Source organism: Corynebacterium tuberculostearicum, from assembly GCF_013408445.1.
GTDB classification, from domain to species: domain Bacteria; phylum Actinomycetota; class Actinomycetes; order Mycobacteriales; family Mycobacteriaceae; genus Corynebacterium; species Corynebacterium tuberculostearicum.
The window spans coordinates 1,342,368-1,354,268 of the sequence record NZ_JACBZL010000001.1 but is presented as its reverse complement, the minus strand read 5'-3'; the positions used below and the strand labels follow the sequence as shown (position 1 = coordinate 1,354,268).

Sequence of the window (11,901 nt, the reverse complement as noted above, 5' to 3'; positions counted from 1 at the left end):
ATGAGACTCGAAAACTCAACGTGCTTTTGCCCAGCCGATCACGGCTGCGCCGATAGTAGCCCACATGACGTGGACAAGAAGTAGCACTAGAAGCGCGGCGCTGATGGTATCCATCCAGCCCATTCCCAACGTCAGTGCTGCAGGTTGGGTGGACAAAGTATGAGTGCCAAGACAGCAGGTACCTACGGGAAATGTGCTAGCCCACCACGTGGGGTTATAAGACATGGGGGTGCTTCCTAGGGCCGCTCCCCAGTGCTTGCTGATGGCGTAAATGGCCAGCGGGATGCCAAGTCCGAGCATCGCTACACCGTAGACCATTGCGCGGAAGTGCCATTGTTCACCTGCAAGCAATTGTGCTCCCGCGGTAGATTGGCCTACCAGCCCGAGCGGGATCCAAGCAGTAGTAGCGAAGCTGGTAGGAACTTTCGGAATGGTACGCAGGTAAACGAAGGCGAATGTAGGCACTGCTGTAAGCCATGCCAATGCAAAACTGATTACGCCGATGCTGTGGACTATCGATCCCCACTCGCCGGCATGCGGTGCCAACTGAGCTGAGGAGGTAGCCGCAACCATGGGGGCGACCAGCGGTAGTCCCCAGGTGAAAGCGGGGGCTGGCGGGTGATCGCAGATGAGAAACATGAGAAAACGGATGCACGTCACCGCGCCGAGAACCGTTCCTATTGCCCAGCACAAGGTATGAACCGACCAGGCATCATAAATGAGGGAGTAGGCGCTACCCAAAGAAAGTATGCCCATAGATACCATGCCCCAAGCGGGCATATCGGCGGCGTAAAATCCCGGATTGTGGTGCTTTAGAAACCCAAATACGAGCGATATAGCAAGAATAGTTGCAGCCCCAAGCATGGCTTTCGAGGGGGCCGGGCCTAATAGGGGAGTTACGTGTACGTCGATAAGAGTAGAAGAGATTCCGAGGCCCATAACGGCCCCGGCCCAGCCTGGGCCGAGCGGGGGAAGGTCTATCTCGTTCTGAATTTTTAACATGCGCTTGAGGCTATGCTTTACGGCGAAATTACGGGAGGGCGTTCATTCTGGTCGGGGTTACAATGAAAATATGTACCCCTCGCGAATCGGTAGTAGTGATGACTTTTTACCAGTTCGGCGCGGATTTGTCCCCGATGCCCAGACAGTCGACGCTGTACTTGCTGTGGCACGGTATGGGGGTATGAATCAGGCCGCCATACACCTGAATGTCTCCCAACAGTCGGTGAGTAATCGCATTGCCAATTTTGAAAGGCATCTAAATCAACGCATTTTTTGGCGTGGAGCTGCGGGTAGTTTTACTACGGAAGTCGGCTCCCAGGTTGTCCGGGTACTCGAGGTGCTAGAGGAGGCCTTGAACGACTGCGCGCGTGGTCTTGAGAGAGCCATCGGTGAAGACGTCACCGAGGAAATTAAATTGGTGGTCTCGCATACAGTCGCCGAGGTAGATTACCCGCGCTGGGCTGCGGCGTTTCAACGTGCTCACCCGAAAACTTTTCTGCGTATGCGCCAGCTCAATAGCCGGGAGGCCCAGCGCCATGTAGTACAGGGATTGGCGGATTTAGCCATTGTGGAAGGTAACTGGGTATCCCATGAACTGCACCAGCGCGTAGCCGGACACGACGAACTCGTTGTTGTCGTCCCTGCAGGGCATTATTGGGCTCGCGCGGATAGCCGAAGTGGATCTGGGGCTCCTACAGTATCCGAACCATTGAAGGGGGTGGCTGCGGTATCTAAAGAGGAGCTGCAGACTACTCCTTTGGTTCTGCGTGAGCAGGGAAGCGGCACGCGGGAGGTAGTAGAGGACATTCTGGGGTCACTCGCTCCTCCTGCAGGAGAATTTGGATCTCTGGGGGCGCAACGCGCTGCTATAGGCGCTTTAGGCGCTCCAGGGGTTATAGCAAGGCGAGCAGTGGAGTCGCAGTTGTCTACCGGCGAGTATGTAGAGGTCCCGGTAGCTGGGATCAAGTTTGACCGGCCCCTACGTGTGGTGTGGAGCTCGCAGAACCGACTCCCAGAGCCGGCTCACCGGTTTCTTCGCTTCCTGGCGGACTATGCGCACGGGGACGAGGTCGAAACTAAGCGTGGCTGATGAAAACTCGTTCATTAATGTTGTGTCTCCACCAGCCGGTACTCTAAGGCGAGTGTTTATTCAGCGTGAGCGAAGAGATCTTCAGCATCGGTGCCGGTCGTAATCGCGGCGGCTAGCAGCATACGTGCTTGGGGAGCGCGCAAGGTGCCGGAGGAGATAACGCCGGCGTCGGCAAGCGTGGCACCGCCACCGGCCCCGCCGTAGATACCCTCCACCGGGCCGTGATCCACGCGGGTGGTGAGCACAACCGGAACCTTCTTGGCCGCGGCCTGAGCGGCCTGTGCTAGCTCGTCGCCGATATTGCCGGCGCCCATTCCCTCAATCACGATGCCTTCGGCGCCGCTGTCCAAGGAGCGCTGGATAAGGTCGGCCGGCGCGCCGGGGTACGCGGCAATGATATCGACGCGGGTATTACCCAGCGGCTCATACTTCAGAGCCTTCGGGCGCTGAGGCTGCTTTTTACCATTGTTATTGGCAAAGCCATCGGCCTTGGAGGTATCGGACTTGAAAGCGCCGCGGGCAGGGATGACGCGATCTGCGAAGGCAATGAAGGTGCCGCGGCCCTCGTTCGCGGGATCGGTGACGGTCTTTACCGCGAGTGCCAAGTTATCCGGGCCATCTGGATCCGGATCGTCGAAGGGGCGCATTGCGCCGGTTAAGGCCACGGGCTTCTCACTGTCTTGGAAGGTATCGACGGCGATGGCGGTCTCTTCCATGGAATCGGTGCCGTGGGTGACCACTACGCCATCGACATCATCGCGCTGTAGTTCCTTATTTACGGCCGTGATGATGGTGTCGGTATCGTCCAAGGTCATCGCGGAAGAATCCAGCTTGGCAATGTCTTTGACCTCTAATGTGAGCTTGTCCTTGTCAAAGGCGCCGGAAAGAGGCTCCACTAGCTTGGAGCCGGTAACGGTGGGAACCACCGCACCTGTCTTATCGTGCGTGCTGGCAATGGTGCCGCCGGTAGAAAGGACCACCACGTGGCCCTCGGCAGTGGCGCGTGGACCCTCGTGTTCCGCTGCAGAGGTTTCGGTAGTTTCTTCCGTGGTTGCAGACGTGGAACTGGCGGCGCTCTGCGGGGCGGAAGACTCGGGTGCGGCGGCCGAAGTCTCCTCTTCCGGGCGGTTATCCGGATTTTGGCAGGACGCCAAGAGGAATGCGGAAGTTATTAAGGCAAGGCCGGCGCGGGCCGAGCGACGCATTGTTGAGGTGTGCATATTCCCTCGTTTCTGTGTGTGGGAGGCGAAAGCGGGCGGCGGGAATCGTCGGCCGCATATACGTCCATCTAAAGCAGAAAGGCGGGGAGCCCGCTGCCACTATGGACTTGCTAACACCGAAACGAGGGGAGAGCAGCTAGTCGATGTGCTGGTTCGATGGCGCTACCACTAGCGGTTTTGGCGAGTACTTGGCGCGCAGCCCGCGCAGGAGGGTGGCGTGCTCGGCCAGGCGCTTGTCTTCCTCGGTGTGCGGGTGGAAGGGGCGGGCTACCTGCGGCTGGCCATCGTGGTCCAGGGCGATATAGGCCACTGTGGCATGGATGGCGGTTTGCAGGTTATCGCGGCCGCCGCGCGGGTTGCCGGAGCGGACGTGGATGGACATCTGCATGGAGCGGGTATCGGTGCGCATCATGCGGGCGTCGACCTCGATGAGGTCACCGATGGAAATAGGGCGGTAGAAGCGGATGCCACCGGCATAGACGGCTACGGTGCGCTCCGCGGACCACTCCATGGTGCAAGCTGCACCGGCCTCATCGATCCACTGCATAGCCGTGCCGCCGTGGACCTTGCCGCCCCAGTTGACGTCGGTGGGCTTGGCCAGGAAGCGGTTGACCATGCGCGGGGCGTCGGAAGGCCCGTCGTAGGTTTGCTTTTCCATCTCCGCCTCGATGGCCTGGCGCAGCTCAATGCGGGACTTGGCGGCCTCCTCAACGCGGCGCTGCTCATCGGTTTCCGGCACGAAGGGCGGCACCGGCGTGGACTTGCCAGTGGCAGGGTCCTTGGCTACGAAGATGACCAGGCAATCGCAGGCGCGGGTAAAAATGCCTTCGCGCGGGTCGGCCGAAAGTACCTCGTTGACGATGTGCATGGAGGAACGCCCGGTCATGGCGATGCGGGAGCGCACCTCCACGATGTGCCCGGAAGGGATCGGCCGGGTGAAGTGGATATGGCCCACGTATGCGGTCACGCAGTACTGGCCGGACCATTGCACGGCGCAGGCATAGGCCGCCTTGTCAATCCATTCCAGAACGCGGCCACCGCTGATGCCGGTGGCGCCGGCCATGGTGACGTCGGTTGGCGATGCCATAAAGCGCAGCGTCAGCGCCGGCGATTTCTGATTTTCCGCAACGGAAGGCGTAGGTGACATAAACAACAAGATAACAGTAGCTATGATGTAGCTATGAAAAAGCCCGTCGATCCCGCAGCCACCCGCGCGGCCGTCATGGCCATCAAAGACTGGATTGTCTCCCCGGCGGAGCACGATAAGCCTGGTAGGGCCCTGCTTGCCGACGCCGTCCGTTGCACCGCCCGCACCCTCGAGGCCGACGCGCCGGGCCATTCCGTGGAACTGCGCGTACCCCCATTTGTTGCGGTGCAATGCATTGAAGGACCCCGCCATACCCGCGGCACCCCACCCAATGTGGTGGAGACCGACCCGGAAACCTGGCTGCGCCTTGCCACCGGATTGGCGGACTGGGAAGAGGCCGTAAACACTGGTCGCGTCGATGCTTCCGGCTCCCGCGCGGGCGAAATTGCGCAGTGGTTGCCGCTTATTCCGTTAGTTTCCGGCGGCGCGACAGGCTAATATAAACGCCGTGGTAGAAGTACATACTCCTAGTATCACCAATCTTGACGATCAGAATGAGCAGGAGCCCCGCGAAGAATGCGGCGTCTATGGCGTTTGGGCTCCCGGGGAGGAAGTCTCCAAGCTGACCTATTTTGGTCTCTTCGCCCTGCAGCACCGTGGCCAGGAGGCTGCCGGCATTGCGGTGGGCGATGATGACCGCATCGTCGTCTTCAAGGATATGGGCCTGGTGGCCAATATCTTTGATGAGTCCACCCTGTCCGCCCTCCAAGGAAACGTAGCGGTGGGCCACACGCGCTATTCCACCGCCGGCGGCAAGGAATGGTCCAATGTCCAGCCGATGTTTTCTACCTCCTCCACTGGGGTAGACATCGCCCTTGGACACAACGGCAACCTGATCAACTACCTGGAGCTGCGCGAAGAAGCCGTGCAGCGCGGCTTGATTAAGCCCCATGAGGAGTCCGTATCTGACTCCATGTGCTTGTCTATGCTGCTTGCTGACGGCGTGGATGAAGACACCTCCGTCTTCGACTCCGCCCGTGACTTCCTCCCGCGCGTGAAGGGCGCATTCTGCCTAACCTTTACCGATGGTCACACCATGTACGCCGCGCGCGACCCGCACGGCGTGCGCCCGCTGGTCCTCGGCCGCTTGGCCAAAGGCTGGGTGGTGGCCTCCGAGACCTGTGCGCTCGATATCTGCGGCGCTCAGTTCATCCGCGAGATTGAACCCGGCGAGCTCGTCGCCATCGATGAGGCCGGCATCCGTTCCGTGAACTTTGCGCCGGCCAAGCGCCACGGCTGTGTCTTCGAGTACGTCTACTTGGCCCGCCCGGATAGCGATATCAAAGGCCGTTCCGTCAACGCCTCCCGCGTGGACATCGGCCGCCGCTTGGCCCGTGAGTACCCGGCCGAGGGCGCGGACCTGGTCATCCCGGTTCCCGAATCCGGCAATCCGGCCGCCGTGGGCTATGCCCGCGAATCCGGCATCACCTTCGCCCACGGCTTGGTCAAGAACGCTTATGTGGGCCGCACCTTCATCCAGCCCACCCAAACCCTGCGCCAGCTGGGCATCCGCTTGAAGCTCAACCCGCTGCGTGAAGTCATCAACGGCAAGAAGCTCGTCGTGGTGGATGATTCCATCGTCCGCGGCAATACCCAGCGCGCGCTCATCCGCATGCTGCGCGAGGCCGGGGCCGCCGAGGTGCACGTGCGCATCGCCTCCCCGCCAGTGAAGTGGCCGTGCTTCTACGGCATCGACTTCGCCTCCCCGGGCGAGCTGATCGCTAACGCCAGCCCCTCCGACGATCCGGAAACCGTCTGCGCCACTATTTGTGACACCATCGGCGCCGATTCCCTGGGCTTTGTCTCCATCGAGGAGATGGTGGCCGCCACCGAACAGCCCCGTTCCGAGCTGTGCACCGCCTGCTTCTCGGGCGAGTACCCGCTTGGCCTGCCCGCCGGAAACTCCAATGCAGACGCCGTGCGCACCCTGCTCGGCACCGAATAACAAAGGACACCTGAAACCATGAGTGACAATACTTACGCAGCAGCCGGCGTCAGCATCGAAGAGGGTGACCGCGCCGTAGAGCTTTTCGCCCCGCACGCTAAGCGCGCCACCCGCCCTGAGGTTCTGGGCGGTCTTGGCGGCTTTGCTGGCCTGTTCAAGCTCGGCGATTACAAGGAGCCCATCTTGGCCGCCGGTTCCGACGGCGTCGGCACCAAGCTGGCCGTGGCCCAGGCCATGGACAAGCACGACACCATCGGCATCGACCTCGTCGCCATGTGCGTGGACGACCTGGTTGTCTGCGGCGCGGAGCCACTCTTCCTGCAGGACTACATCGCCGTGGGCAAGGTCGTGCCGGAAAAGGTAGCCGAGGTAGTCAAGGGCATCGCCGAGGGCTGTCTGCAGGCCGGTGCCGCGCTGCTGGGCGGCGAGACCGCCGAGCACCCCGGCATGATGGAAGAAAACGAATACGATGTTTCCGCCACCGCGGTCGTGAGGTTACCCTCGTTTAGTGGACACCCTATTTGTGCGGATCTTGTGTCCGTAGGAGAGGATGTTCATTGTGAGTCAACAGCGCAAGAAGTACACGCCGGAGTACCGGCGTGAAGCCGCGAACCTTGTAATCGAGTCAGAGCGCCCGATCGCTCATGTGGCTAAGGAGATTGGCGTCTCCGCCGGGCTTTTAGGCCGGTGGGTCAAACTCGAGCGTGAACGCCGAGGGGCCTCGGATGGGATGAGTGAGGCTGATCTTCGTGCTGAGAATGCTCGTCTGCGCCGTGAGTTGGCGGAAGCCAAGATGGATAATGAGTTCTTGTCAAAAGCGACAGCCTTCTTCGCCGCGAAGCAACGCGAGCAGAAAAGTTCGAATTGATGCAGCAGGAGAAGGCAAACTACAGCATCAAACGCATGGCACGGCTATTAAAAGTGTCTCGGTCTGGATACTACAAATGGGCTGATACGCAGCAGAAGCGACTATCTGGCGAAAATGATCGTGCTGCATTTTACGATGGCGTTGACCGAAAGATTCATCAGATTTGGAAAGACTCCGATGAGGTTTATGGTGCTCCGCGGATCACCGCAGAACTTACCGAGCGCTACCAGATCACCCTGAATCGCAAGACTGTGGCTAAGCGGATGCGCATGATGGGCATTGAAGGGATTTCACCGCGTGCCTTTGTCCCGGTGACAACGATTCAATCCAAGCGTAAGTCAGCTCTTCCTGACCTGGTCAAGCGCATGTTTGATACTGGTGAGCTCAACCGAGTGTGGATGTCGGATATTACCTACCTACGCACCAGCGAGGGATGGTTGTACTTGTGTGCGGTCCGCGACGGCCATTCCCGCAGGGTGCTGGGATGGGCAATGGATAGCGTTCAAGATACATGCCTGGTCGAACGGGCCCTGCGGATGGCACATACACTGCGCGGTGACGTTCCTAATGGGCTGGTGTTCCACGCTGACCGCGGAACGCAATTTACCAGCGAGAAGCTCTGGGAAGTCTGCCATAACCTGGGCATTGCTCAGTCTGTGGGGCGTACTGGTGTGTGCTTTGATAACGCGATGGCTGAGTCGTTCTGGTCGACGCTTAAAACCGAGTTCTACGACCGTAAGCGTTGGCCTACCCGCGATGCTGCGCGCAAGGCCGTTGCCTACTGGATGGAAGTCGTTTACAACCGTCGGCGCCGGCACTCTGCACTAGGGATGGTCAGCCCCGTCGACTTCGAAAACCACATTGGTCTAACCACCAGTAGAAAAGAAATAGCTGCCTAAGCACTAGGTAGCCCCACTACGTGTCCACGATTTGCGGGCAACCCCACTCGGCGTCGTTGAGGCCGATGGCGTACTTGGCCCAGACAAGGTTCGCGATGGCGACGTGCTCATCGCCATGGGCTCTTCCGGCCTACACTCCAATGGTTACTCCCTGGCCCGCCACGTCCTGCTGGAGCAGGCCGGCATGCCTCTCGACGGCCACGTGGAGGAGCTTGGCCGCCCCCTCGGTGAGGAGCTGCTGGAGCCTACCCGCATTTACGCCAAGGACTGCCTGGCTTTGGCCAGCGAGTGCTCCGTATCCACCTTCTGCCACGTCACCGGTGGTGGATTGGCTGGCAATCTCGAGCGCGTCATTCCAGAAGGCCTAGCGGCCGATATTAACCGCGCCACCTGGACCCCAGGCCAGATCTTCAAGCTCATCTCCTCGGTGGGCAAGGTGGAGCTGGCAGAAATGGAGAAGACCTTCAACATGGGTGTCGGCATGATTGCCGTAGTCAATCCCGAAGACCGTGACCGTGCCCTGGCAATGCTTACCGCACGCCACATCGATGCGTGGGAGCTGGGCACCGTCCGCTCCGCCTCCGGCGAGGAGCCGCGCGTGGTCATGCACGGCGAGCACCCCAACTTCTAGCAGGGCCCTGCCCCTGCCAGGGGGGAGGGTATGAGGAAGGGCCCTAGGAGATTTCCTAGGGCCCTTGAGCTATCCGGCGGCGAGCGGAAGATTAGCGTTCGTCGCGGTCGTCATCGTCCCATTCGTCGACGTAGTCGGCGTATGGGTCATCCTCTTCATAATCGCGGGAGTCACCCTCTTGCTGTGCGGCGAGTTCCCGTTGTAGGGACTCGATATCCATCTCGGGTGAGTTGTACTTGAGCTGGCGTGCAACTTTGGTCTGCTTTGCCTTTGCGCGTCCGCGTCCCATGTGCATGACCCCCTTGGGTTAGTAGGGCGCGCCAGGGATTCTTGGGCGCCCCATCGACTTGTCTATTGAGTATCTTCCTGTAAGACACAATAGCCTGTGTGACGAAAAAATTCCGCACCGCCCCCTAGCTAGTGGGAGATCTAACGCCCGCGCAGCCGGTTTACTGCCTCGCGCCCAGCCTTGGGGCCCTCATCCTCGGGGATGGAGGAAGGATCGATAGACGCCGCGGTATCGCCCACTTCTAGGGTGCCGGCGTCCAGCGCAGAGCGCTTCACTAGGCCGAGGGCGATGGGGCCGAAATCGCAGTCATCCACAATTGTGCCGATGCGGCCTACCTTACGTCCGTTGAAAGTAATGTCATCGCCCACATTTGGACGTTGCGGCGCGGAGCCGTCGAGGTGCAGCTGCACCAATAGGCGAGGGGAGCGGCCCAGATTTTCTACGCGCGCCACCGTTTCCTGGCCGCGGTAGCAGCCCTTATTGAGGTGAACGTGGGCCGGGTTAGCAGTGCTGCGGCTGATCCACTGCGACACCTCGTGGGGGATGGACTTATTATCCAGATCTGCTGCCAGCTCCGGCTCGCGGGCACGGACGCGCTCGGCGGTAAACGCCATGAGCCCCGCTAGCCGCGCACCGGATTCCTCCAGGTGTTTCGTTGCCTCGACCAAGGATTCCCGCGGAATGCCCAGGTCAACGCGCTTGATTCCCGGCCACTGGACCTGGCGGGAAAACTCCACCATGGGTGGCAGCGAAACATCGGCCTCACCCAGGAGGGTAAGGATGGCGATATCGGCTTCCTCTACGGTGACCTCGGACCAAAAGACCATCATGGTGAGGAACTTAAAGAGGGAGTCGAATTGCGCCCCGGGGACGTCAATAAGAAAGGCGTCGTCGGTCCGCACGATATCCATGTGGTGGAGGATGTGGCCTTGGATGTCCAGGTCGAGGGCGCCGGCGGTGAAACCCACGGGGGCGTCGTCAAGCTTCTGTGAAAGCAGATTATTCAGAAACTCGGCGGCATCCTTGCCGCTCACGCGAATGACGCGGCGCTGGGAGCGGTCAATGACGATGGTGCCGCCATCGGCGGCCCGTTGCTCGCCCAGCGGATTGCCATAGTGCCAGGCTACGCCCTGGGCATCGAGTACGGTCGCGTCCTGGTGCTCCGCGGCACCGGCGCGCTGCAGAAGAGGCGAAGAATAACTCACAACTACCGATGGTAGGGCATAATCAAAAGTATGAAGTTTTCGCCGCGAAAAGAGCCGGTCATCTACGTTGTGGAGCCCTTTGGAGGGTCGGTACGCAGGCACATGCCCACGTTGCCTCTCATCTATGCCGACGATGCCGCGGTCACCCGCGGCGACGGCATCTTTGAATCCCTGCTCGTGCGCGGAGGCAAAGCCGCTAACCTGCAGCGCCACGCGCAGCGCTTCTGCGATTCAGCTCGCACGATGAACCTGCCGGAGCCGCCCATGGACAAGTGGGAAGAAGCCACCCGGCTCGCCATCGCGGACTTCTGCGGGGACGAGCAAGGCGATGCTAAATGCACGTGGACCTATACCCGCGGGCGCGCTTCTACGGGGCGGCCGAGCGCGTGGGTTGTGGTGCAGCCGATTGAGGAGAAGGTGCTAGAGCAGCGCGCCCACGGCGTCGCCGTCATGACAAGCCCCCGCCTGTGGCACGTAGCGGAGGAATTGCCCGCCAAGACGCTCAATTACGCGGCCACCATGGCGATGCTGCGCATGGCGCGGGAGAAGGGCTTTGAGGATCTCATCCTCACCGATCCGGACACCGGAGAAATTCTCGAGGGCGCCACCTCTACCGTGGTGGCCGTCAAGGGCGAGAAACTGCGCACCGCGGCCGGGCGCGGGATCCTGCCCGGCACCACGCAAGCGGCGCTCTTCGCCCATGCCAAAGAGAAAGGCTATCGCTGCAAGGCCAAGCCGCTGACCGTGGAATATCTGGAAAAGGCGGACTCGGTGTGGTTGGTGTCCTCGGTGCGCGTTGCCGCGCGCGTAACTAGGCTCAATGACAAAAAATTAAAGGCCCCGGACAACGTGGACGTCATCCGAGACCTTATTGATGCAGCGCTTGGAGTTTAGCCTGCGATGCGGGTGAGCTCCGCCGACATGTAGGGACGCATCTCGCCATCAACCATGCGCTCGTCTACCCAGCCCAGGTTGTTATTGGGCATGAGGCCGTACATGCGCTTGCCTGGGCCTAGGTTCTTCGGGCCGGTTTCAGTGACCATGGTGGAGGCGGATTCCAGCTGCCATGCGCGGTCATTGAAGGGTTCGCCGTAGAAGATTTCCACGATGCCGGTAGAAGAGGTGTAGGTGACCTCGATTTCATCCTTTTCCGAGATGCGCCAGAAGCCGGTCTCGCGCACGGATGGGCCTTCCGGCTTGCCTTCGGTATCGATCTTCCAGGTGCGGGAGCTAAAGGTCAGGTAATTCTCGCCGTCGTGGGCGATGACCAGCTGCTGGCCAAAGGTGTATTCCTGGCCCTTCGTATCGTGGGCTTGGCCCTCGCCCTGCCAGACGCCCACAAGGGGGAGTAGTCCCAACAGGCCGTCGTGCAGCGACGGGCCCTGGCGCAGGTTCGCGGTATCGTCCGGTACCGGGGTATCGCCCAGCTCGAGAGCGGGGATATTGCGGCTAGCGGCGTCCTTCCACTGCTCGGCAGCCTGGTTCACGGCATCGTTGCCATTGAGTTTTCCTGGATCGTTTTCCGGGTGGGAAGCCGCGGTGGTCTCGATGTTTTCAGGGGTGGTTTCATTATTATTTTCGCTCATGGGCGTCCAGCCTAGTCGT

11 protein-coding genes and 2 pseudogenes are annotated in these 11,901 nt (G+C 60.6%); 7 read left to right on the top strand and 6 right to left on the bottom strand.

Annotated elements, in window-relative coordinates:
• Positions 1-15: 15 nt before the first annotated feature.
• A complete protein-coding gene (locus BJ985_RS06445) occupies positions 16-1,002 on the bottom strand; it encodes an SLAC1 family transporter (protein WP_005325796.1) in 987 nt (328 codons plus the stop codon).
• On the opposite strand from BJ985_RS06445, the gene BJ985_RS06440 reads away from it, so the two are divergent.
• Positions 1,001-2,092: a LysR family transcriptional regulator gene (locus BJ985_RS06440; RefSeq protein ID WP_005325797.1), complete on the top strand. Its 1,092-nt coding sequence runs from the start codon at positions 1,001-1,003 to the stop codon at positions 2,090-2,092. The genes BJ985_RS06445 and BJ985_RS06440 overlap by 2 nt on opposite strands.
• Before the next feature lie 56 nt (positions 2,093-2,148).
• Here BJ985_RS06440 and BJ985_RS06435 read toward each other — a convergent pair whose 3' ends face one another.
• Positions 2,149-3,312 (bottom strand): asparaginase, encoded by a 1,164-nt coding sequence (locus BJ985_RS06435; RefSeq protein ID WP_179386952.1) that lies wholly within the window; start codon positions 3,310-3,312, stop codon positions 2,149-2,151.
• Between the two features lie 136 nt (positions 3,313-3,448).
• Complete coding sequence (locus BJ985_RS06430; protein WP_179386951.1) at positions 3,449-4,459, bottom strand: acyl-CoA thioesterase; 1,011 nt, start codon at positions 4,457-4,459, stop codon at positions 3,449-3,451.
• A 33-nt stretch (positions 4,460-4,492) separates the two neighbouring features.
• On the opposite strand from BJ985_RS06430, the gene BJ985_RS06425 reads away from it, so the two are divergent.
• From BJ985_RS06425 to BJ985_RS06405, 5 genes and pseudogenes are all read left to right on the top strand, one after another.
• Complete coding sequence (locus BJ985_RS06425; RefSeq protein WP_005325802.1) at positions 4,493-4,897, top strand: sterol carrier family protein; 405 nt, start codon at positions 4,493-4,495, stop codon at positions 4,895-4,897.
• A gap of 10 nt (positions 4,898-4,907) precedes the next feature.
• Positions 4,908-6,404, top strand: coding sequence for an amidophosphoribosyltransferase (gene purF / locus BJ985_RS06420; protein WP_005325804.1), 1,497 nt, complete (start codon positions 4,908-4,910; stop codon positions 6,402-6,404).
• 18 nt (positions 6,405-6,422) lie between these two features.
• Positions 6,423-6,893: pseudogene (locus tag BJ985_RS06415) on the top strand (phosphoribosylformylglycinamidine cyclo-ligase); the annotation flags it as partial.
• A gap of 61 nt (positions 6,894-6,954) precedes the next feature.
• Positions 6,955-8,171, top strand: a protein-coding gene (locus BJ985_RS06410; RefSeq protein WP_101679514.1) for an IS3 family transposase whose coding sequence is annotated in 2 segments (ribosomal slippage) — positions 6,955-7,216 and positions 7,216-8,171 — 1,218 coding nt in all. Because the reading frame shifts where the segments join, the coding sequence is not laid out codon by codon here.
• A 25-nt stretch (positions 8,172-8,196) separates the two neighbouring features.
• Positions 8,197-8,802, top strand: a pseudogene (locus tag BJ985_RS06405) (phosphoribosylformylglycinamidine cyclo-ligase); the annotation flags it as partial.
• Positions 8,803-8,893: 91 nt separating this feature from the next.
• Here the strand turns inward: BJ985_RS06405 and BJ985_RS06400 are convergent.
• Both BJ985_RS06400 and ygfZ read right to left on the bottom strand, forming a co-directional pair.
• The gene (locus BJ985_RS06400; RefSeq protein ID WP_005330028.1) at positions 8,894-9,091 is read right to left on the bottom strand and encodes a DUF3073 domain-containing protein; all 198 of its coding nucleotides are present in this window, start codon (positions 9,089-9,091) and stop codon (positions 8,894-8,896) included.
• A 140-nt stretch (positions 9,092-9,231) separates the two neighbouring features.
• Entirely contained in the window at positions 9,232-10,296 is a 1,065-nt protein-coding gene (gene ygfZ, locus BJ985_RS06395; protein WP_005325807.1) for a CAF17-like 4Fe-4S cluster assembly/insertion protein YgfZ, read from the bottom strand.
• Positions 10,297-10,326: 30 nt separating this feature from the next.
• On the opposite strand from ygfZ, the gene BJ985_RS06390 reads away from it, so the two are divergent.
• Positions 10,327-11,190, top strand: coding sequence for an aminodeoxychorismate lyase (locus BJ985_RS06390; RefSeq protein ID WP_005325808.1), 864 nt, complete (start codon positions 10,327-10,329; stop codon positions 11,188-11,190).
• Here the strand turns inward: BJ985_RS06390 and BJ985_RS06385 are convergent.
• On the bottom strand, positions 11,187-11,882 hold the full coding sequence (locus BJ985_RS06385; RefSeq protein ID WP_005325810.1) for a heme-binding beta-barrel domain-containing protein: 696 nt from the start codon (positions 11,880-11,882) through the stop codon (positions 11,187-11,189). The genes BJ985_RS06390 and BJ985_RS06385 overlap by 4 nt on opposite strands.
• Between the last annotated feature and the right edge of the window lie 19 nt (positions 11,883-11,901).